This window comes from Luteibacter sp. NPDC104163, from assembly GCF_055584245.1.
Genome location: NZ_JBVJMK010000014.1, coordinates 86731 through 108793, shown reverse-complemented (window position 1 = coordinate 108793; position 22063 = coordinate 86731). Strand labels below are relative to the sequence as shown.

The 22063-nt window shown below is 64.8% G+C and carries 22 protein-coding genes; 10 read left to right on the top strand and 12 right to left on the bottom strand.

Going from position 1 to position 22063, the window contains the following annotated elements:
* Positions 1–79 precede the first annotated feature (79 nt).
* From ACZ6YI_RS16390 to ACZ6YI_RS16380, 3 genes are all read left to right on the top strand, one after another.
* A complete protein-coding gene (locus ACZ6YI_RS16390) occupies positions 80–502 on the top strand; it encodes a hypothetical protein (RefSeq protein WP_465779594.1) in 423 nt (140 codons plus the stop codon).
* 10 nt (positions 503–512) lie between these two features.
* Positions 513–998: a hypothetical protein gene (locus ACZ6YI_RS16385; RefSeq protein WP_465779593.1), complete on the top strand. Its 486-nt coding sequence runs from the start codon at positions 513–515 to the stop codon at positions 996–998.
* Positions 999–1139: 141 nt separating this feature from the next.
* The gene (locus ACZ6YI_RS16380) at positions 1140–1628 is read left to right on the top strand and encodes a VOC family protein (RefSeq protein WP_440329987.1); all 489 of its coding nucleotides are present in this window, start codon (positions 1140–1142) and stop codon (positions 1626–1628) included.
* On the opposite strand, the gene ACZ6YI_RS16375 is transcribed toward ACZ6YI_RS16380, so the two are convergent.
* Complete coding sequence (locus ACZ6YI_RS16375) at positions 1594–4719, bottom strand: efflux RND transporter permease subunit (protein ID WP_465779592.1); 3126 nt, start codon at positions 4717–4719, stop codon at positions 1594–1596. The genes ACZ6YI_RS16380 and ACZ6YI_RS16375 overlap by 35 nt on opposite strands.
* A gap of 213 nt (positions 4720–4932) precedes the next feature.
* On the opposite strand from ACZ6YI_RS16375, the gene ACZ6YI_RS16370 reads away from it, so the two are divergent.
* A complete protein-coding gene (locus ACZ6YI_RS16370; protein ID WP_465779591.1) occupies positions 4933–5484 on the top strand; it encodes a cysteine hydrolase family protein in 552 nt (183 codons plus the stop codon).
* Positions 5485–5599: 115 nt separating this feature from the next.
* On the opposite strand, the gene ACZ6YI_RS16365 is transcribed toward ACZ6YI_RS16370, so the two are convergent.
* Entirely contained in the window at positions 5600–5971 is a 372-nt protein-coding gene (locus ACZ6YI_RS16365) for a DsrE family protein (protein WP_465779590.1), read from the bottom strand.
* 131 nt (positions 5972–6102) lie between these two features.
* On the bottom strand, positions 6103–7002 hold the full coding sequence (locus ACZ6YI_RS16360) for a LysR family transcriptional regulator (protein ID WP_465779589.1): 900 nt from the start codon (positions 7000–7002) through the stop codon (positions 6103–6105).
* Positions 7003–7216: 214 nt separating this feature from the next.
* On the opposite strand from ACZ6YI_RS16360, the gene ACZ6YI_RS16355 reads away from it, so the two are divergent.
* From ACZ6YI_RS16355 to ACZ6YI_RS16335, 5 genes are all read left to right on the top strand, one after another.
* Positions 7217–8146, top strand: coding sequence for a pyridoxamine 5'-phosphate oxidase family protein (locus ACZ6YI_RS16355; protein ID WP_465779588.1), 930 nt, complete (start codon positions 7217–7219; stop codon positions 8144–8146).
* A gap of 11 nt (positions 8147–8157) precedes the next feature.
* Positions 8158–9111: a PDR/VanB family oxidoreductase gene (locus ACZ6YI_RS16350; protein WP_465779587.1), complete on the top strand. Its 954-nt coding sequence runs from the start codon at positions 8158–8160 to the stop codon at positions 9109–9111.
* 35 nt (positions 9112–9146) lie between these two features.
* On the top strand, positions 9147–10037 hold the full coding sequence (locus ACZ6YI_RS16345; protein WP_465779586.1) for an alpha/beta fold hydrolase: 891 nt from the start codon (positions 9147–9149) through the stop codon (positions 10035–10037).
* Positions 10038–10213: 176 nt separating this feature from the next.
* Positions 10214–10855 carry an HD domain-containing protein gene (locus ACZ6YI_RS16340; RefSeq protein WP_440326427.1) on the top strand — a complete coding sequence of 214 codons (642 nt, stop codon included), beginning with the start codon at positions 10214–10216 and terminating at the stop codon, positions 10853–10855.
* Positions 10856–10990: 135 nt separating this feature from the next.
* A complete protein-coding gene (locus tag ACZ6YI_RS16335) occupies positions 10991–12424 on the top strand; it encodes a catalase (RefSeq protein WP_465779585.1) in 1434 nt (477 codons plus the stop codon).
* An 84-nt stretch (positions 12425–12508) separates the two neighbouring features.
* Here ACZ6YI_RS16335 and ACZ6YI_RS16330 read toward each other — a convergent pair whose 3' ends face one another.
* The 6 genes from ACZ6YI_RS16330 to ACZ6YI_RS16305 all read right to left on the bottom strand — a co-directional run bounded on the left by ACZ6YI_RS16330 (position 12509) and on the right by ACZ6YI_RS16305 (position 17043).
* Complete coding sequence (locus tag ACZ6YI_RS16330) at positions 12509–13444, bottom strand: enoyl-CoA hydratase/isomerase family protein (protein ID WP_465779584.1); 936 nt, start codon at positions 13442–13444, stop codon at positions 12509–12511.
* A gap of 23 nt (positions 13445–13467) precedes the next feature.
* On the bottom strand, positions 13468–13704 hold the full coding sequence (locus ACZ6YI_RS16325) for a tautomerase family protein (RefSeq protein WP_465779583.1): 237 nt from the start codon (positions 13702–13704) through the stop codon (positions 13468–13470).
* A 19-nt stretch (positions 13705–13723) separates the two neighbouring features.
* Positions 13724–14434, bottom strand: a complete 711-nt coding sequence (locus tag ACZ6YI_RS16320; protein WP_465779582.1) for an SDR family NAD(P)-dependent oxidoreductase — start codon at positions 14432–14434, stop codon at positions 13724–13726.
* A gap of 144 nt (positions 14435–14578) precedes the next feature.
* Positions 14579–15529, bottom strand: a complete 951-nt coding sequence (locus tag ACZ6YI_RS16315) for a hypothetical protein (protein WP_465779581.1) — start codon at positions 15527–15529, stop codon at positions 14579–14581.
* Between the two features lie 10 nt (positions 15530–15539).
* A complete protein-coding gene (locus tag ACZ6YI_RS16310) occupies positions 15540–16487 on the bottom strand; it encodes a chitosanase (protein WP_465779580.1) in 948 nt (315 codons plus the stop codon).
* Positions 16488–16599: 112 nt separating this feature from the next.
* Positions 16600–17043: a nuclear transport factor 2 family protein gene (locus ACZ6YI_RS16305; protein ID WP_465779579.1), complete on the bottom strand. Its 444-nt coding sequence runs from the start codon at positions 17041–17043 to the stop codon at positions 16600–16602.
* Between the two features lie 241 nt (positions 17044–17284).
* Between ACZ6YI_RS16305 and ACZ6YI_RS16300 the strand changes: the two genes are divergently transcribed.
* Positions 17285–20200 (top strand): TonB-dependent receptor, encoded by a 2916-nt coding sequence (locus ACZ6YI_RS16300; RefSeq protein ID WP_465779578.1) that lies wholly within the window; start codon positions 17285–17287, stop codon positions 20198–20200.
* Positions 20201–20308: 108 nt separating this feature from the next.
* Here the strand turns inward: ACZ6YI_RS16300 and ACZ6YI_RS16295 are convergent, their stop codons facing one another.
* From ACZ6YI_RS16295 to ACZ6YI_RS16285, 3 genes are all read right to left on the bottom strand, one after another.
* Positions 20309–20473 (bottom strand): hypothetical protein, encoded by a 165-nt coding sequence (locus tag ACZ6YI_RS16295; protein WP_440330091.1) that lies wholly within the window; start codon positions 20471–20473, stop codon positions 20309–20311.
* Positions 20474–20564: 91 nt separating this feature from the next.
* Entirely contained in the window at positions 20565–21032 is a 468-nt protein-coding gene (locus ACZ6YI_RS16290; protein ID WP_465779577.1) for a DUF1203 domain-containing protein, read from the bottom strand.
* 89 nt (positions 21033–21121) lie between these two features.
* Complete coding sequence (locus ACZ6YI_RS16285; protein WP_465779576.1) at positions 21122–22030, bottom strand: cupin domain-containing protein; 909 nt, start codon at positions 22028–22030, stop codon at positions 21122–21124.
* Positions 22031–22063: the final 33 nt, after the last annotated feature.

Below are 22063 nucleotides of genomic sequence, written 5' to 3'. Positions count from 1 at the left end.
CGCGCGTGCCCGTCCGCGGCTAGATGGCGCCGCTGGTCGCCCCTGGCGCACCGGCTACCCCACTCGCCGGAGAACCCCCATGACACGGATCCTGCCCTGCCTCGCCCTGATGCTCGCCACCCTCGCCTCCACCGCGTGCGCCACCAGCCCGACGCACGCGGCGGCCGACCGGCAGACTGCCGCGCCCTTCAACCTGGTCAACGCCACGGCGGCGAGCGTCGCGACCCTCGCCCTGGCCCCGAGCGGCACTGACGCGTTCCAGCCCGTGGGCCTCGGCGGCGCACTGACCGGTGGCCTCACGTCGACGGCATTCCAGCTGCCGAACGGCCCGTGCCTGCGCGACATGCGGGTCACCTTCAGCGACCAGCGGGTTTCGCGGCTCAACGGCATCGATGTGTGCCGCACCCACGGCCTGCGCCTCGACAGCCTGAAGGGTCGTATGATCAGTCCGGACAGTACGCTGGCCACCCAAGGGCCAGTCACCGAAAGGGTCGTCAACTGACGGAGGTCGCATGAAGCACGCTTTCCTGGCATCCACCCTGGCCACGGCGCTCGCGCTGTCGGCCTCCGCCTCGGCCAGCGCGCCGACTGCCGCTCCGCTCATGGGGCGCTGGTCGGTCGACACCTCGCGCATGCCCATGCCGCCCGAGGCGCGGCCGAGAAGCGTGTTGCTCACCTTCACCGATGCGGGAACGAATCGCCTGACCATGGGCGTCGATATCGTCTTCGCCGATGGAAAGCAGGTGCACACCAAGGGCACCAACCCGCTGGACGGCACGTCGGTGCCGGTCGTGGGCAGCCCCGAGGCCGATGCCGCCGCGATGGAACACCCACAACCCAACGTACTGGTGGTGGGCCTGAGCATGGGCGGCGTACCCGCCTCCACGCGCATCTACGCCGTCGCGCCCGACGGCAAGACCATGACGGAAACGGTCTCGTTCTACGACGACAAGGGCAAGCCGGCCATGCGGATGCACTACTTCACGCGCACGGAATAGCGGTTGCCGAACCCCGGGGAGGACACGTGCCAGGACTAGGGGATTTAGCGGTGTCCACCGGACGAAGCTGGGGCAAACGCCGACAAGACGAAGGTGCCGTGGCAGCAGATCGTCCACCTTTGCTCCCAAGGGACCGCTCCCATGACCAGCACGCCGGCCGCTGACACCCCCTTCCCCTTCCCGCTCACCTTCGAGATCGTGGTCATCCCCGTGGCCGATCCCGACCGGTCTAAGGCGTTCTACAGCCGGCTCGGCTGGCGGCTGGATGCCGACTTTGCCAATGAGAAGGGCTTTCGCGTCATCCAGTTCACGCCGCCGCAATCGGCCTGCTCGGTGCATTTCGGCGACAAGATGACCGAGGCGGCGCCTGGGTCGGCACGCGGGTTGCACCTGGTCGCGCACGACGTCGTGGCCGTTCGCGACGAACTTCGCCGGCGCGGCATCGAGACCAGCGAGGTCTTCCACGATGCGGACGGGCTGTTCCACCATGGGGGCAACCACAACCGCGTGGACGGGCCGAATCCGGATCGGAAGAGCTACGCCTCGTTCCTGTCGTTCAGCGATCCCGACGGCAATGAATGGGTCGTGCAGGAGATCACCCAGCGCCTGCCCGGACGGCTCTGGGACTAAGGCGCCGCGCCTTCTTGAGGGCACGGTCGTGCTGCCAGAGATAGATGGCCGGGGTGCTTAGCAGCGTGAGCAGCTGGGAAACGAGCAGGCCGCCGAGGATGGCGATGCCCAGCGGCACGCGCATCTCGGAGCCCACGCCGAAGCCGATGGCCAGCGGCAACGCGGCGCCCATGGCGGCCAGGGTGGTCATGGTGATGGGACGAAACCGCACCATCGCCGCTTCGAAGATCGCGTCGACCGGTGCCATGCCGCGCTCACGTTCGGCGACCAGGGCGAAATCCACCATCATGATCGCATTCTTCTTGACGATGCCGATCAGCATCAGCACCGCGATAACCGACATGAGCGTGAGCGGGGTCTGGGTCACGAACATCGCCAGGTAGGCGCCCATGCCGGCGGCCGGCAATGTAGAGAGGATCGTCAGCGGATGGATGAGGCTCTCGTAAAGGACACCAAGCAGGACGTACATGACGACCACCACCGCCACCAGCATCAGCAGTGCGCCGGTGACCGCTTCAAGCAGCTTCTTGTTGTTTCCAGCCTGCTCCTCCTGCACGCCTGGCGGTAACCGGGCATGTGCGACCAGATCCTCTACCAGACGCATCCCCTGCACCTGGTTCACCCCAGCGGACAGGTTGTAGCTCACCGAGGATGATTCGAGCTGGTTGTAATGGCTCACGCCGGTGGGCGTGATCGACGGAGCGATGCGCGCGAACGCCGATAGCGGCACCATGTTGCCGTTTCGGGTACGCACATAGGTATTGAGAAGGCCTTCCGGTTGCAACGAGTGTGCGCCGGACGCCGTCAGGATGACCCGATATTGGTTGATCTCCGAATAGATCATCGACACTGGACGCTGGCCGAACGCGTTGTACAAGGCATCGTCCACATCGGACATACCGATACCCAGGCGGGCCGCGGTATCGCGGTCGACGGTCAGCGCCTGCTGCTTCCCGATCGCATCGAAGCTCGTGCTGACGTCGCGCAGCTGCGGCATCGCACGCAGCTGCTTCGCCAGGGCCAGCGTGGTGGCCTGCAGGCTCGTACCGGTGGAACTGGTCAGCTGGAGCTGGTACTGCGGCCCGCCGCCACGCGTATCGCCGCCACCACCGAAGAACTGCACGGGGGTCATGACCACCTTCAGGTCTGGCAATGCCGCTGTCTTCGCCGACAGGCGGGTAATAACGTCCTTGACGCTCACCGCCCGCCCACCGGCCGCTTTCAGCCCGACATACATGGTCGATGCATTGCCGACTGCGCCGCCACTCCCGCTCCCGCCCAGGATTGCCGTGACATCGGCCACAGCGGGATCGGCCTGCACCATGTCCGCAACGGCACGGGTGCGCTCGGCGAGCTGGCCAGGCGAGACATTCGCCTCGGTGCTCACGCCCACCTGGAGCATGCCGAGGTCCTCATCGGGCATCAGCCCTCCACCGGCGGTTACCGCCACGGCGACGGCAAGCGCACCGGTCAGCACAAGTAGCAAGGCCGGCTGCCAGCGCATCAGCCGGCGATGGCGCATCGACCAGCGCAGCATGCGTTCATAGTGGTGCAACACCGAGTCGTCCCACCGGCCGAGCGCGGCCGCAACGCGCGACACGTCACCCGCCGCACGATGCACGAGATAGCGGCCGCACAACGCGGGCGTTATGGTGAGCGACACGAGCGCGCTGACCACGATGGCGGCGACCAGGGTCACCGAGAACTCGTGCACCAGGGAAACAAACATGTTGTTCCCGAACACCATCGGCGCGAACACGGCGATCAGCGAGAGGGTGATCGAGACCACGGTGAAGCCGATTTCGCGCGTACCGACCAGCGCGGCGTCGAGCGGCGGCATGCCCATTTCCATGTGGCGGACGATGTTTTCGATGACGACGATCGCATCGTCCACGACGAACCCGACGGCGAGCACCAGGGCGACCAGCGATAGCGTGTTCAACGAATAGCCGAGCAACCACATCACGCCGAAGGCGCCGGCGAGCGACAGCGGCACGCTGGCCATGGCGATCAGCGTGGGCCCGACGCGGCGCAGGAACAGCAGCATCACGCCGGCCACCATGAGCACGCTGACGCCGAGCGTGATCTCCACTTCGTGCAGTGCGGTCTTCGTGGTCTGGGTAAGATCGAAGATCGGCGTGATCCGGGTATCGGCGGGAAGCAGCCCATGCAGCGCAGGGATGCGTGCCTTGATGGCATCGACCGTGGCGACCGCATTGGCTTCCGGTCGCTTGCTCACCTGGAGCACGACGCTGCGCTGGCCATTGAGCCAGGCGGCCTGGTATTCGTCTTCCTGCCCATTCGTGATCGTACCGATGTCGCTCAGGCGCACCGGTGTGCCATTGCGCACACCGACAATCATGCGGCCGAATCCCGCCGGGGAGGTCAGTGAATCGTTCGCCAGGATCGTCATCTGGCTATGGCCGTTACTGAGGGTCCCCAGCGCCGAGGTGACGTTGGCTGCGACCAGCGTATTGCTGACGTCGGTCGCCGTCATGCCCTTCGCAGCGAGGGCCTGTGTGTCCAGTTCCACGCGGACGGCATGCGGGGAACCGCCGGAAACCCGTACGTTCGCGACGCCTTCGATCTGGGCGATCGCCGGTTTCGCCAGGCTGTCGGCCAGGTCATAGAGCCGGTCCGGCGCCGTGCCGGGCGAGCTCAGCGCGATCAGCACCACGGGCAGTTGCGATGTGTCGAACTTCAGGTATTGCGGCGGCGAAGGCAGCCCGGAAGGAAGATCCTTCGCCGCGGCGTTGATCGCGGCCTGCACGTCACGCGCGGCGGCGTCCGTGTCCGTGCCGAAATCGAACAGCATCTGGACCTGCGCACTGCCCTCGTCGGCGATACCCGAGAGCTGGGTGATGCCGGGAATGCGCCCGAGATGCCGTTCCAGCGGGGCCATGACCGTGTTCGCCATGGTGTCGGCGTTGGCGCCCGGCATCTGTGCAACGACCACGATGGCAGGTAGATCCATGGCGGGCAACGCGGCAACGCCAAGCAGCAGGTAGGCCCAGACGCCGGCGATCAGCAAGCCAATACCCAGCAACGACGCGCCGGCAGGCCGCCGGATCAACGGAGCGAACACATTCATGCGCTTCCCTGGCACTCCCGCTTACGACATGGGCCCGACGATATAGCGAGCGCCGCGCGCACAAACGTGCCATTGGTTGGTGCCATTGCGCCTGCCGTAACAGTGCATTACGCCGCGCATGCATTCTGCACGGGGCCACGGGCCCCCATCGTTCGCCTTGCCCCGCCGCATGGCGCATGCGGGGCCACCCCTATTCCCATCAGGTAGTACCCCATGAGCAAGAAAGCCATCGTCGTCGTCGATATCCAGAACGACTATTTCCCAGGCGGAAAGTACCCGCTGGTCGGTGCGGACGAAGCCGCTGACAACGCCGCGCGCGTCATCGCACATGCACGTGAGCACGGTGACCTCGTGATCCATGTGCGGCATGACGCGCTCTCCCCCGATGCCGCGTTCTTCGTGCAGGATACGCACGGCGTACAGATCCACCCGAAGGCCCGCAACCTGCCAGGCGAGACCCTCATCATCAAGCACCAGCTGAATCCGTTCCGGGAGACGCCGCTCAAGTCCATCCTTGATGAGAACGGCATTACCGACGTGATTGCGATCGGCAACATGAGCCACATGTGCATCGACGTGGTGACCCGTGCCGCTGACGATTTCGGCTACAAGGCGACGGTAGTGCACGACACCTGCGCAACGCTCGATCTTTCGTTCAACGGCGTGGTCGTGCCGGCGCGCCTGGTGCATGCCGCGTTCATGGCCGCGCTTGAGTTCGGTTATGCGAAAGTGGTTTCGACCGACGAGTATCTGCTGGCGGCCTGAACATGAAGAAGCCGCCGGGGTAACCTCGGCGGCTTCATTGTGTGGGAGCGCGCTTGCGCGCGATGGGGGTTGTCGCTGGGCCCATCGCGCGCAAGCGCGCTCCCACAATGGCTCTTTAGAAGCTGAAGATCGTGTATCCGTCCGCTGCGATCTGCGCGATGCTCGGCAGGCCGGACGTGCCCGGGACGCTGTTGTCGGTGATCAGGTCGAAGCCGGCTTGCTCCACTTCTTCGCGTGCACCGAACACATCGGCGCAGCCGCAGGACACGCCGACGACCTTGTCTTCAACGGCCTTGAACAGCGCGTGGATCGGGTGCTTCGCGTCGGCGAGGACGCCCGGCCAGCGCGTGGCGGTGCCCTGGAAGTAGATGCCTACCTCGGCGCCCTTCTGCTTGAAGTCGAACGCGGCGGCGAGGCCGTTGAACATGCGGCCGAGGGCTTCTTCGCCGGCCTTGGGATCGGAAAGGATGATGATCGCGGCTTTCATGGTGGGGGTTCCGTGTTTCGGGAGTGGGATGGGTATCCGCCACGGGTGGCGGCGGATGGCTCATCCTAGGTATTGCGTGACACAGCGGGAACGTCGCACGAAGCAAGGCTTCATTGCGTCAGGCGGAATGCTCAGGCCAGATGGGGGTGGCTGCGCAGGTGGTCGGCCAGCAGGTCGATGAAGTGGCGCACCTTCGAGGAGCCGTACTTGCTCTCGCGGTGGAGGATGTGGACCGGCCAGGGCGCCTCTTCGTACTCGGCGAGGATGATCTGCAGCCGTCCGGCCGCCAGGTCATCGCCCACCTGGTAGGAGAGCAGGCGGGCGACGCCAAGCCCCGCGACCGCACCGGCGATGGCAGCATCGTTGCTGGAGACGGTGAGCCGCGGCCGCATCCGGACCATGGTCGGGTCGTCGACCGCGCCGAACTTCCAGTCCACCCGCGGGGAGATGCCACTCGCGGCGATGACCGTATGGTGCAGTAGGTCGGCAGGATGCTTCGGCACGCCGTGCTTCGCGAGGTAGTCCGGCGAGGCGACCAGGATCCGGCGCACCTGGCCTACCCGCAGCGCCTTCAGGCTGGAATCCGGGAGGTGGCCGATGCGGACCGCGACATCCATGCCCTCTTCCACCAGGTTGACCACGCGATCGAGGAAGAAGGCGGAGACCTCCACCTCGGGATGTTCCTGCAGGTAGCGGACGATGCACGGCATGATGAACCAGCGGCCGAACAGCACCGACGAAGTGACCGAAAGGTTGCCCTTGGGCGCCGCGTTCACGCCGGCGGCGGCCTCGTTGGCCTCGGTGATGCTGGCCAGGATGTTGCGCGTGTCGTCGAGGTAGCGCCTGCCGGCTTCGGTAAGGCGCACGTTGCGCGTGGTACGCGCGAGCAGCTTCACGCCCAGCTCGTCTTCCAGCGCCGCGATGGCACGGGTGACGGCCGCCGGCGAGAGATCGATGCGTCGCGACGCGGCGGCGAAGCTTTCTTCTTCGCCGACGGCGACGAAGACCTTCATGAGGTGGATCTGATCCATGGCATTGCGTCCGGCGAAATGCTGCGTTGACCCATGAGGCCATTATTTCGCGAGTATTCCTTGGAAATCCCTGCCCCGCAACGGCCAGGCCGCACCGCAGGCCTCCCACGCCGGTGCTGGCATGCCGCCGGGCGCAACAGTCAATTGCGAGCCGTCTCGTTCCCGGCGCAGCCCCTCTTCCGAAGAATGGACCCATCGAAACGAGGGTCCTCCCATGAACGGCAACAAGGCATTCCACGATGGCGAACGTACCGTGCAGGTCCGCGCGGGCGAGGATGCCATCGCCGACCGCAACATCGCGATGATGAGCGATACGGTGATCGGTGGGGCGCGTCCGTTCATCGCGAAGCAGTTCATGGTCGCCCTGGGCAGCACCGACGCTAACGGCAACGTCTGGGCATCGCTCCTGTTCGGCAAGCCGGGCTTCATGCACACCGCCGATGGCCATGCCATCGAGATCGACGTGCCGGTGAATCATCGCGACGCCGACGAGCCGTTCTGGGCCAATATCGACGCGAACAAGGACGTGGGCATGCTCTTCATCGAGCTGGGCTCGCGCCGCCGCTACCGCGTCAACGGTACGGTCACCCGGCTCGACGCCGCCGGTATCGAAGTCAGCATCGCCCAGGCTTACCCGAACTGCCCGCGCTACATCCACCGCCGCCACCTGCGCGCACTGGGCGAGACCGGGCTCATGTCGCAGACCGCGTCAGGTACGGTCCTGCGCGGCAGCGTGGAAACGCTGATCGCCGGCGCGGACACGCTGTTCATCGCCAGCCACCACGCTCAGACCGGCGCCGATGCATCGCACCGCGGCGGCGGCACGGGCTTCATCCACCAGGTGGACGAGCGCACCCTGCGCATCCCGGATTTCAACGGTAACAGCATGTTCAACACCTGGGGCAACCTCACGCTCGATCCCCGCGCGGGGTTGTGCATCCCGGATTTCGCGAACGGCCGCCTGCTGCAGCTCACCGGCACCGCGCGCCTGCTCTGGGACCAGGACGACCCGGGCGACAACACCGGCGGCACCGGCCGCTTCCTCGAGTTCCATGTCGATCGCTGGGTGCTTCGCGACGCGATCCCGCGTGCCGAGTGGGAAGACCTGGACGCCTCGCCCTTCAACCCGCCCGTGACCCGCTGAGGAGCGCCGCCATGTCGTTCATCATCAGTGATGTCCTGCCACTCAGCCCACGGGTGAAGGAGTTCCAGATCCGCCGCCAGGATGGCGCGCGCCTGCCGGCGTGGCTGCCGGGCTCGCATATCGTCCTGCGCTTCAGTGCCGCCGATGGGCGCACCTTCGAGAACCACTACTCGCTGATCGGCCACACCGGCCCCGCCGATGCTTACCGCATCGCCGTACAGCGCGAAGACCAGGGCAAGGGCGGTTCGGCAACGCTCCACGACGAGTTCGCGCCGGGCAGTGCGCTTGACGTGACGGGGCCGTTCGACATGTTCCCCCTCGCCTTTCCGGAACTGCAGCCATCGCCGCGCATCCTGCTTGTCGCCGGCGGCATCGGCATCACGCCGATGGTATCCATGGCCCACGCGCTGGCATGCCGCGGTGTCCCCTTCGCCCTGCACTACCTGGCGCGCCATGCGGACCACGCCGTGTTGGCGGAGGAAGTCCGGGCGATCGGTGGCGATGCAGTGTCGCTGCATGTCTCCGCGCAAGCGGGCCGCGCGGACCTGGGCACGCTCATCGGCGCCTACCAGCCCGGTGACGTGGTGTATGCCTGCGGCCCCGCCGGCCTCCTCCAGGCACTCGCTGCCGCCGCCACCGATCTCGGCTGGCCCAAACATGCCCTCAGGTTTGAAAGTTTCGGTGCCCGCTCGCACGACGGCGATGCACCGCTGACGGTGGAACTCGCTCTTTCCGGGATCACCGTCGATGTCCCGCCCGGCACCCCCATCCTTGACGCGCTGATCGCCGCCGACGCGTTCGTGTCATGGGAATGCAAGCGCGGCGAATGTGGAAGTTGCTACACCCAGGTGCTCGAAGGCGAGCCGCTCCACCGCGATGTCTGCCTCACCCCCGCCATGCGAACGCAAGGCATGTGTACCTGCGTGTCCTGGGCCCGCCCCGGACGCCTCGTGCTCGAACTGTAACCACGATCCCATCCTTCATTTTTGGAGATACCACCATGAACACCCAAGCCAAGCCCCCGGTCGTCTTCTACCGCAACGAGAAGATCGACGGTCTCAACATCGCCTACCGCGAAGCCGGCCCGGCTGACGCCCCCGTCGTCCTGCTGCTCCATGGCTTTCCGACCTCATCGCATATGTTCCGCAACCTGATTTCGTACCTCGCCACGCGCTATCGCGTCATCGCGCCGGATTACCCGGGCTATGGTGAAAGCGATGCGCCGGACATCAAGGATTACCACTACAGCTTCGAAGGCTTCGGCAACATCGTCCGCACGCTGCTCGAACGCCTGAAGGTCGACAAGTACGCCATGTATGTCATGGATTACGGCGCGCCGGTCGGCTGGCAGCTGTTCCTGAAGAACCCCGAGAAGCTCACCGCGCTGATCGTGCAGAACGGCAACGCTTACGACGAAGGCCTGAAGGCGTTCTGGGATCCGATCAAGGTGTACTGGGCCGATGGCGCCGCCAAGAGCCGCGACGCGCTGCGTTGGCTGGTGAAGCGCGAGACCACGATCTTCCAGTACACGGATGGCGTGGACGACAAGAGCCGCATCTCGCCCGATAACGTTGCCCATGACCAGCCGCTGCTCGACCGCCCGGGCAACGAAGATGTGCAGATGGACGTGATGTACGACTACCGCAAGAACGTCCCGCTGTACCCGGAAGTGCAGCGCCTGTTCCGCGAGTACCAGCCGCCGACCCTGATCACCTGGGGCGAGCGCGACACGATCTTCCCCGCCGACGGCGCCCACCCGTACAAGCGCGACCTGAAGGACCTGGAATTCCACCTCTTCCCGACCGGCCACTTCGCGCTTGAAGACAAGGGCGACGAAATCATGCCGCTGATCGGTGATTTCCTTGATCGGAAGGTGGGTAAGAAAGCCTGAGGGTCGTGTGGGAGTGAGCTTGCGAACGATGCTCTTCCGCAGCGCCATCGCGCGCAAGCGCGCTCCCACATGGCGCTATTGGCTTTGATTTGGCCGGATTGGATGCTTCGCGCCCGATCCGGCCACCGCCCTCAGGGGCTGAAATGGTCCCTACCAACCACCCAGAGGGCGCCACCATGGCCACGACCGTTGCAGGTATCACCGTTCCCGATAGCGCCCTGGCGCGCGAGATCACCCAGCTGGTTCGCGATACCGAAACCGACCTGCTCTACCACCACTCCCGCCGCGTCTTCTTCTTCGGCGCCCTGACCGGCAATGCCAAGGGCCTCAAGTACGACCCCGAGCTGCTCTACGCCGGCGCCATGTTCCACGACATGGGCCTCATGCCCGCGCACTCAAGCAAGACCGAGCGGTTTGAGGTCGATGGCGCGAACGTCGCCCGCGACTTCCTGCTTTCCCGTGGCATCAGCCCGGAACAGGTCGACACGGTCTGGGCATCGATCGCCCTGCACACCACCCCGGGCATCCCGCAGCACATGAAGCCGGAGATCGCCCTGCTCACCGCCGGCGTCGAGATGGACGTGCTTGGCCTGGGCTTCGATAACGTGCACACGCACGATCGCGAGCTCGTGGCCGATGCCCATCCGCGTGGGCCCGCGTTCAAGACCGGCATCATCGACGCGTTCTACAACGGCATCCGCAACAAGCCCGAGACCACGTTCGGCAACGTCAAGGCCGACGTCATGGCGCACAAGGAACCGCACTTCCATCGCACCGACTTCGTTCATTGCATCCTCGGCAACGGCTGGCCGACCTGAGCGGCGGCGAGAACGAAGCGGCGACTCATAGCTACAAGCTATCGGGCTGAAAAGAACTTTGAATTTCACATCCCGCGTGAAGCTCCCTAACGTGATGCCTCCCGGGCCTGATCCCCACGTTCCCAAGGACCACCGATGAGCAAGCTCACGACCGTATTCGGCGCCCCCGTCGCCGATGACGACAACACCATGACCGCCGGCCCGCGTGGGCCGGCACTCCTGCAGGACGTGTGGTTTCTGGAGAAGCTCGCCCACTTCGATCGCGAAGTGATCCCCGAGCGCCGCATGCACGCCAAGGGCGCCGGCGCCTTCGGCACCTTCACCGTGACCCACGACATCACGAAGTACACCCGCGCGAAGATCTTCTCGGAAGTGGGCAAGCAGACCGAGATGGTCGCCCGCTTTTCCAGCGTGGCAGGCGAGCGCGGCGCGGCGGATGCCGAGCGCGACATCCGCGGCTTCGCCCTGAAGTTCTACACCGAGGAAGGCAACTGGGACCTCGTGGGTAACAACACCCCGGTGTTTTTCATCCGCGATCCGCTGAAGTTCCCTGACCTGAACCACGCGATCAAGCGGGACCCCCGCACCGGCTTGCGCTCGGCCGACAACAACTGGGACTACTGGACCAACCTGCCCGAGGCCCTGCACCAGGTCACGATCGTGATGAGCGAGCGCGGTATCCCCCGTTCTTTCCGCCATATGCATGGCTTCGGTTCGCATACCTACAGCTTCATCAATGCGAACAACGAGCGCTTCTGGGTGAAATTCACCTTCAGGACCCAGCAGGGCATCCAGAACCTGACCGATGCGGAAGCCGGCGGCATCATCGCGGGTGACCGCGAGAGCCACCAGCGCGACCTGTTCAACGCGATCGAGGGCGGCGATTTCCCGCGCTGGACGCTGTATGTGCAGATCATGCCGGAGGCCGATGCGGGTAAGACCCCGTACAACCCGTTCGACCTGACCAAGGTGTGGCCGCATGCGGATTACCCGCTGATCGAAGTCGGCGTGATGGAGCTGAACCGGAATCCGGAGAATTTCTTCCAGGATATCGAGCAGGCCGCGTTCTCGCCGGCCGTGATCGTGCCGGGCATCGGCTTTTCGCCGGATAAGATGCTGCAGGGCCGCCTGTTCTCGTATGGCGACACCCAGCGTTACCGGCTCGGCGTGAACTACGCGCAGATCCCGGTGAACGCCCCGCGTTGCCCGGTGCACAGCTACCACCGCGATGGCGCGATGCGCATGGACGCATCGAAGAGCGATGCCACCAGCTACGCGCCGAACAGCCGCGGTGCGCTACAGCCGCAGCCGGACTTCAGCGAGCCGCCGCTCGCCATCGATGGCGCGGCCGCGCGGTGGAACCACCGTGAGGATACGGACTACTTCTCGCAGCCGCGCAAGCTGTTCGAGAACATGTCCGCCGCGCAGCGCCAGGTATTGTTCGAGAACACGGCGCGGGCGATCAAGGGTGCCTCGGAGCCGGTGGTGCAGCGGCATATCGCTAACTGCACGGCGTGCCACGCGGAGTACGGGGCCGGCGTCGCGGAGGCGATCAAGCGGTTGGGCTAGCACCTATCGCGCGCAAGCGCGCTCCCACGAGGTCGCCGTACCCCTGTGGGAGCGCGCTTGCGCGCGATAGCTCTACCTCTGGCTTCAAGGCACCGGGTCCAGCTTCCCCGTGTAATACGGCAATCGCACTTCCACATCCGGCTTCACCTGAAGGCCTTCATCCATCAAGGCCTTCACGTTCTTCTGCCCCGCGGGCCGCTTCACCGATTCAATGAAGCCATCCCAGCCTTCCTGGATCTCCTTGTCAGGCGGCAGGCTATTCTCGTTCACCAGCTTCTTGATGTCCGCCAGTGACTGTTTGTCGAAGCGTGCAATGCGCCGGGCCATCGCGTCGACAAAAGCATCGAGCTGCGCATCGGGCAGTGATCGATTGACGTAGCCGTAGCGTTCGGCCAGGTCGCCGTTGATGTCGTCGCCGGTCAACACGACCTCCAGCGCGCGACCGCGCCCCATCAACCGCGGCAGGCGTGCCATCGGGCCGCCACCCGGGACCAGCGCAGCGCCGATCTCCCACTGCGAGAACAGGGCTTTCTCGCGGCTGGCGAAGCGCATGTCGCTCGCCAGCGACAGCTCGCTCCCCACGCCCGTGGCGCGCCCGCGCACCTTCACGATCGACACCACCGGGGCCTTGCTAAGCCGCACCAACATATCGGGAAGCGCGGGAAGACCCGTTGCGCCATTCGGGATGCTCGTGCTGTCGCTGAGCGGCGGCACGAAGTCGTAATGGGTCAGGAAGAACCCGGGCACCGCGCTCTCGAACACGACGACGCGCACCTTGGGGTCCGTCTCCAGCGCGGTGATCACCGCGTTCAATTGGGGAATCGTCTCCGGCCCGAAGATGTTGAACGGCGGACGGTCGAGGACGACACGCCAATACTCGGGCGTGACCTTGATGAGCTTGATTTCATGATCGGACGGCTGGTTTCCCTTGGCCGCTGCGGGTGGTTCCGCGGCGAACGCGGGTACAGCGAACACCAGGCCCGCGGCGAGCAGCGCCGAGGCAACGAGGTTGAGCTTCATGGTGGGTTCCTCGGTGGGGGGAGCTATTTGAGCCCGTCGGGATGCTGCTTGCGGAACTCCAGCACGGACAATCCGCCCCAGCCCCAGTTCTCGAGCGGGACCTCCTGGATCACGACAAAGGTCGAGATCAGTGGCTTGTTGAGCACGCGCAACAGGAGTTCGCTTGCGCCCTTGATCAGCTCGGCCTTCTCTTCGTCGGTGACGTGCTTGCGCCCCGGCCCCGAGCCTTCGCGGGTGATCTGGATGGTCACGATCGGCATGGTCTGGATGCCCTTGCGGTCAGTGCCCGGCGCTCTGCCCGCCGTCCACGTGGAGGATTTCGCCCGTGACGAACTGGGCGTTCTCGAGGTAAAGCACGGCGTCCACGATGTCCTTGATCTCGCCCATGCGATGCACGGGGTGCAGCCCGGCGAGCGCGCCCCACTCACTGCGCTCGTGCATGGGCGTCTGGATCACGCCCGGCGAGATGGCATTCGCGCGAATGCCACGCGTCGCGTATTCGATGGCAAGGGACTTCGTGGCCGAGGTGACCCCGCCTTTCGTCAGCGAGGTGAGCACGGAAGGAATACCGTCGACGGCATGCTCGACCAGCGTCGTGGTGATGCTGATGATGTGGCCCGTGCCCTGCGTCAGCATCTGCCTTACCGCGGCCTGCGTGACGTAGAAGAAGCCGTGCAGGTTCACGTTGAGGACGTTGGCGTAATCCAGCGCGGTGTAGTCGACGAACGGCTTGGGCACGAAGATGCCGGCATTATTCACCAGCGTATCGACGCGGCCGAACCGCTCGACGGCTTTGCCGATCACGCGCTCCGCAACCTCCGGATCACCGATGTTCCCGGGCACTGCGTGCACATCCGGGTGATCGGAGGAAGGGATCGCCCGGGAGTTGGCCACCACGCGGTAGCCCTGCGCGAGGAACGCGGATACCAGCCCGGCACCGATGCCTTGCGAAGCACCGGTCACCACGGCCACCTTCACGACTGGGCTCATGCCGCAACCTCCGCGGTTTGGAAAAAACGCGCACGCCACCGCCGCTCACCTGTGTAGGGTGGCGTGCGCAAACGCTGTTTCGTCAGGACCGCTAGATTTCGCGCCCGCAGGGGCCGGTATGTCTTGTACCGGTGAACCCCGGCGTTATGGCTTGGTTTGTTTTTCGGGCTTCAGGCTCGTCCGGAGGTTGGTCAGCCGGTTGAGCGTATCGAACCAGAATGGCGCTCCCAACGTTGCTGCGAGCCCCGTAATCATCCAGCCGAAGATAGTCAGGACATGTTTCCACCGCGTGGTGGCATCCTCGTCCCAACTCCATTGTTCGTCCGCCCAACCAATCGGTAAACCACTGCTGGTGAGTTGACCCCGGGAATCCTTGAGCCGATCCAACGCGCCTTTGCCGGCCGGAGAGGATTCGGAGAACGAAACGTGGCTGGCGAGCTCGACCACGGCTGCGCGCCTGTCGGTATCCGTGTATAGGGTCCGGGCAATGGCGAGCGCATCGACATTGATGGCGGCGGCGGTGGCAAAGCCAATGAGGAAGATAAACAGCTGGGTAACCCGCCTGTACTTGCTGCTTACGCGATCCATCGCGTCGTCGTACCATCGTTCAACGTTGGCTATCGCCTTTTCGACATCGCCCTGCGCCAGTTCAACAAGGCTTGAAAGCGCCTTGCTCACGGGCCCCGGGGCGTTCTTGAAAGGATTGGCCTTTACAGCCGATACCAGCGTATCTCCGGCAGCCATGATGTCCAGGATCGCCAGTGCAAAGTTCCTGCTCGGGATATAGGACGGCAAATTCCGCCCACGCGCCAATAGCCCCGGCTTCTTGTTCCATTGATCCCGCACGTAATCGGCGCAAAAAAGCGAGTTAACAAGTGGATGTTGGTAAAGGTCTTCTGTAAGCGTCCTGCCGCTACCATTCTGCGCAGCATCACTCACATCGTGGAGTACCTCCCGAATCCCCCGCTCGAGATAGGCAGCCCGTGTTTTGAGGACGGATTCGATGCATTCGCGTATGGCCGCGCACATCAGGGCAACCATTGCGAACAGATAGACGAGCCCGATGGCAACATCAAGAATTGCGGAACCGAACATGGACTGCCCCCTATTTAGGCTGGGCGATGCCAACGACGAGGCTCGCACTGGCCACGCCATTCGCCGATAACCCGTGCGCCTGCTGATAGGCAGTAATCGCTGACTGTGTCCCGCGTCCAAATACGCCATCCGCGACCACGGAAAGGGTCTTGTCTGCCGAAAGCCCGAGCTGAAGGCGGCGTACATCAAGGCCGCGCGGCACGGGCACCCCTGGCGCGAGCAAAAGGTCCCGTGATCCGACGGGATGGCTGCCGTCGTAGCAATCGGTCGGGAAAGCGTTGAGTGATTGCTCGGATATCTCGAGCGTGCGCACTACCAGGGGCAGGCCAAGATCCCATTGGTTGAGTTCAACCAGTCGCTGGAAGGCATCCATGCGATAGAGGGTGTTGGATGCAAGGTTCTTGAGGCTAATGAGCCATGCCCGCCGCTGCGCGATATACCCGCGGATCCACGCCGGCTCGCCCACTTTGCCTAACGACCCGACGGCTTCGTCCGTCTTTTTGCACACCTTATCCCAACCTCCCTGGATAAAGGCGTCATATGCCAGGGCAGCGCCCAGTGCGGTCGTCAAGCCAGCCTTTTCTGCCGCGCGAACCGCCTTTTCGAGGAAGTTCTGGTCGAAGAACGCATCCTGCGTATCGCGCATGGCCTTGTCATCCGCGGCGGCGCGCAACAGGTTCTGGAAGTACGTATCGTGGTCAAGCTTGCTATCTTTCGCGAGCGCGGCCTCGAGGTAGGGGCCGAGCGCACGCTTGAACGGTGCGTCGGCCACACTCGCGTATTGCTGCAGCAACTTTCCAAGATTCCCGGATGCCAGGCTGGCCTGTGCGCGCCCGTAACTTACATGACCGGCATCCGACGCACTGAACGTCACCGCGCTGTAGTGGCCGACCACAGACGACGTTTCGAACACGTTGACGATCGCTGCGACGGTCCGCCGCTGCAACGGAGTGAGCATGGCCTATCTCCCCTGGCACGCCAGGCTGAGCATTAGGCGCCGTGGCGAACGCGCGGGCAATTCGGCCGTTTGGCCGTCTCGCGCGCGTTACATGGCGTTTCCGGCAATCACGTCATCCGGCCGGACAATCGTCCCGGCTGTTGTCGGCGATGCCGGCGATCACCCACTTGCCATCCTGCTTCACGAGGTGCACGAGGTCGGTGCCGCAATGCACGACCTTCCCGTTCACGCGGAAGTCGTAGCGCGCCCAGATGATCGCGAGGTTGTCGTCCACGCGAACCAGCGGATCGTAGATCCGCTCCTCGATGCGGTCCTTGCCCGGCTTGATGTGGTCGATGAAACCGGCGAGCGTGTTGCGAATGATCTTGTCCTTGCGCAGCAGCGCGACGCTGCCCTCGGGCTGGACGGTGGCGCGCATGGCGGCCTGGTCGTACTTCGCCATGCCATCGAGGAACGCCTGGAACGGCGCGAGCACCGCCTGGTCGCTTTCGGCGGCAAAGGCAGCGGGTGCCGCGGCGAGAAGACAGGTTGCAACAGCTAGCGAGCGTACGTACATGGGTTCCCCTCCCCGGTGGATGTCCGGCGATGCTAGCCCCACGCCACCACGTTTCGCCTGTGTCTTTTGGGATGCATATCGCAAGTTCCTGCGGTCTCGTTCCCATGAAAACTGAACGTTTCGCACGAATCTGCTGCGTTGCCAGATGACAGGGGGTGGACCCTCCACCATCCTCGCCGCCGCGAGTGCTGAGGGGCGCTCGTTACATCAAAAAATAACGTCACAAGACGCGGGGAACTCCATGAATCATCGCCATTCGATGCCGGGCCGGGCAGTGTCCGTTATCCACGCGCGGCCGCTCGCCGCCGCGTGCGCCATGGCCCTCTGGCTGGCCTCCGGAGCCAGCTGGGCGCAGGACCAGACCCCACAGAACACGCCGCCACCGGCGGACGCCAATGCAAAATCGGCAACCGAGCAAAAAGCCAAGAAGGCGCCCAAACCGACCAACAGCGATGGCGTGAGCAACCTGGACGCCGTCGTGGTCACCGGCATCCAGGCCTCGATCCAGAACTCGCTCAAGGCCAAGCAGAACTCGAGCAACATCATCGAGGCGATCTCGGCCGAGGATATCGGCAAGCTGCCCGATAGCAGCATCGCCGAGAGCCTGGCCCGCGTCCCGGGCCTGGCGACGCAGCGCGTCGATGGCCGCGCGAACCAGATCTCCATCCGCGGCCTCTCGCCCGATTTCGTCGGCACGACGCTCAACGGCCGCGAGCAGGCGACGATCGGCGAGAACCGTGGCGTCGATTTCGACCAGTATCCGTCGGAGCTGATCAGCGGCGTCGCGGTCTACAAGACCCCGGATGCGAGCCTTGTCGGCCAGGGCCTGTCGGGCACCGTCGACCTGCACACCATCCGCCCGCTGGACCTGCCGAAGCGCGCCTTCGCGGCCAACCTGCGCGGCGAGACCACCGATAACGGCAACCTCAACCATGGCAGCGGCGTCGGCGATGCCGGCCACCGCGCTAGCTTCTCGTACATCGACCAGTACTTCGACCACACGCTGGGCCTCGCGGTCGGTTTCGCCCAGCTGGATTCGCCCGTGCAGGAGAAGCAGTACCAGGCGTGGTGGTGGAGCCTGAACAACGGCTCGCAGGGCGCCGAGAACAACTGGGGTGCGCCGCACACACCAGGTCTGCCCGATAACGTGCTTTCCCAGGAAGGCATGCAGCTGCGCGCGAAATCCGAGAACCAGCTGCGCAATGGCCTGATGACGGTGCTGGAATGGGCGCCGGACGACCATTACCACTCGACGCTGGACCTGTACTACTCGACGTTCAGCCAGAAGACCTTCCTCAACGGCGCGCAGTGGTCGAGCAGCCCGTACGACAACGTCTCGTATTCGAACGTCGGCACGGTGCCCACCCTTCCGTACCCGCTCGTCACCACGGGCCATATCGATGGCCTGAAGGCGATCCTGCAGAACGAGTACACCAAGGAAAAGGACAACCTGTTCTCTGCGGGCTGGAACAACCAGTACGACTTCGGCAACGGCTGGATGATCAATGCTGACGCGTCGTACTCGATGGCGAAGCGGCGCCTGCACGATGCCTATCTGTTTGCCGGCTTGCCCGACCAGGAAACCAGTTCCACGGATTTCGCCACGCCAGTGCACGAGCACTTTCCGGATTTCACGCCGGGGACGAACTTCGCCGACCCCGGCCGGATCCAGTTCACCGATCCGAACAACTACGGGTATGACGGCCGCTCGGAATACGACAAGCAGAAGGACTCGATCCGCGCCTTCCGCCTCGAAGTGACCCACCCGGTCGGCTGGATCTTCAGCGACTTCACGCTCGGTGCGAACTACTCCGACCGGCGCAAGACCAAGTCGGCGGATGTGTTCTTTGCGTGGCTCAACGGTAACGGTTCCACATCGGGCAGTTACCTACCCGGCTATGGCTCGCCGATCGATCCCTCTTTCCTTAGCGGCGTGACCGATCTGAGCTACGGCGGCTTCCCGGCGATCATCAATTACGATGTAATGGATGCGCTGGGCAGCCAGTACTACCTCACGCAGCGCAACGGCCAGAGCGACTGGAGCCGCAATTACACGGTGCGCGAGAAGGTGCCCGTCGCGTACCTGAAGTTCAACATCGACACCAGCGCTGGCGGCATTCCGATCGGCGGCAACGTCGGCGTGCAGGTCGTGCGCACCGACCAGTCTTCCACCGCGCTGCAGACCAATGGCGATGCACTCGTCGGCCGCATCGCGGACGGCACGAAGTACACCAAGGTGCTGCCGAGCCTGAACGTCTTCGCCGAGATCGCGGACAAGCAATACCTGCGCTTCGGCCTCGCCAAGACCATGGCGCGCGGCCGCATCGACGACGAGAAGGTGGCCACATCCGCAAGCGTTGCAGAAATCACCGATGGCCCGGCTGCGGGCCAGGTGCTGTGGTCGGGCAGCGGCGGCAATCCGAAGCTGAAGCCGTATATCGCGGTGGGCGCGGACCTCAGCTGGGAAAAGTACTTCGGCAAGGCGAGTTACGTGGCGGCCGCGGTGTTCAACAAGAACCTGCTGAATTACATCTATAACGAAACCGTCCTCGACTACAACTTCTCCAACTACGTCAACGACAATCCGACGCTGACCCCGAACAGCGTGTATGGCTCGTTCACCACGCCGCAGAACGGCACGGGCGGCAAGATCCAGGGTCTCGAACTGCAGGGCGGTATCGAGGGTGGCCTGATCGCCTCGTGGCTCGACGGCTTCGGTGCGCAGGGCAACTTCTCGCTCACCAACAGCACGCTGCCCACCAGCGCAGTGTCGACCATCCCCGGCAGCCCGAGCACCCTGCCCGGCCTGTCGCGCAAGGTGGCGAACCTGGCCTTGTATTACGAAAAGTACGGCTGGTCGTTCCGCATTGCCGAGCGTTATCGCTCCTCGTTTACCGGCGAAGCGGTGGCCCTGTTCGACCAGCTCGGCTACACCACCGTGCTGGCGGACAAGCAGACGGACATGCAGATTGGCTACGAGTTCCAGGAAGGCCGCTACAGCGGGCTGAGCGTGCTGCTACAGGTGAACAACCTGACCGACTCGCCGTTCAAGACCATGCAGACCGCCGCACTGCCGAACAACGTGAAGATCCAGCGCCCGCTGGAATTCGACACGTACGGCCGCACGATCATGCTGGGTGTGAATTTCAAGATGTAGAAAGGTCCGTAGGAGCCCACCCTGTGGGCGACGCCGTTCGCGAAGTGCCGCAGGTCATGAGCGAATCTCGCGAAAGATGTCGCCCACAGGGTGGGCTCCTACGACGCCTTATAGCCACGGGGCGCCGGGGGCGGGCTGGCCCAGGCTGGTCTCCGCCTTGGGTGCGCAGGCCCAGCAGGGCAACTGCACCTGGCAACCGACTTCTTCGTCGATATAGGTGACGGTGCCGGTGCCCTGGCAGATCGGGCAGAGCCTGGAGTCGGTGGTTTCCATGGTCCCGTTATACACCGCCCTGTCGCCGAGTACCCCCTGTGGGAGCGCGCTTGCGCGCGATCGCGCGCAAGCCCGCTCCCACAAACCCACATCAATCCCGGGTCACATGCGCCGCAAAGCACCCATAAGCCGCGTAATGGGCGTGGATGTAAGCGACGGTTGCGGTGCTGAGCATGCGCCGGATGGCTTCATCGAGCTGCCGGCCGTCGACCAGTGCGGCCTGGTCGATCAGGTGTTCGCTCGTGAAGGCGCGCAGCGAGATCATCCGCTGGGCCATCACTTCCGGCACCTCATCCTGCAGCTCGGCGGGCGTGGTGGCCCCCTCCCGGATGAAGACCGCGTGGCTCGCGTGGTAGGGACCAGGAGCGGGCTGATGGGTGAAATTCAACAGCAGCAGCGTTTCCCCTCGACGGGCATTGCGCAATTCCACGCGCTCCGGATAGCCGGTATCGCTTGAGGCGATCGTGCGCAGGATGCCGCGCTGCTTCAGCTCTGCATCGGGCAGGTCGTACAGGGAAAGAAACGGCGCCGGGTCGATGCCGCGGATTCGGTATGCCATGGATGTCGCCTCCGTTGGGGATGACGCCATGCTGGGCCAGGGGCGTCCGGCCCACCATCCGAACCTTGCGGTAGAGCGGCGCAGGCGCGTCAGGCGCGGCGGAATCGGGCGGGCGTGGTACCCATGATGCGCAGGAAGGTCTTGCCGAAGGCCGATTCGGAGCGGTAGCCCACGCGCTCGGCAACGGCTGCGGCGGTGAGATCACCGCGGCGGAGGAACTCGGCCGCAAGATGCATGCGCAGGAGCGTGAGCACCTCGTGCGGCGATTGCTTGCCCTTCGCCTCGAAATGCCGGGCGAAGGTCGCACGCGACATGGCGGCCTGCGCGGCCAGCGCTTCGACGGTCCACTCATGCGCGGGGTCGCGCAACATCGCCAGCAGGGCGCGCCCCAGCCGCGGGTCTGCCATCAGGGTCAGCAGCGAGGGCGGCATCAGCCCGTGCTCCAGCTGCGCCCGCAAGGCGAATACCAGCAGGGCCTGGCTAAGCGCCGTGACGACGGCGAGGGCCCCGGGGGCCAGATCGCCGACCTCAGTGCGGAACACGCTGACGATCGCCTCGAGCGTCGCCATGCCGTGCGCCTCGGCGAGCGACACGTGCAGGGCATCCGGCAACGTGGAGAACAGCAGCTGCCCGGCATCCGGCGCGTGTACGAAGCGCCCGCACAGCAGGTCCAGTACGGGACCCTCACCCGCCGTGCTCTTAAGCACCAGTGGCCCCGAGGCGTCGAGGACAATGGGTGCGTCATGCAGCGTGCCACGGGTGTCGCGGACCCGGTGGCTCGTGCCATGCGGCAGGACGACCAGGTCACCGGCACGCAATGGCAAGGTGCGTCGGCCGGGTAACTCCATGACGCCCTCACCCGCCAGCACCAGGTGGAACGGTGCTTCGCCCGGGCCAGCATCCTCGTGGTCCAGGCTGAAACCGCCCGCGAGCTGGCAGCGCAGGTCGAGCGCGCCGCGCACGCGGGCGAGTTCCAGGATCCGGGTAAGTGCGTCCATGGGTCGATCTGGCGCCAGAGGTGACGCGAGTAT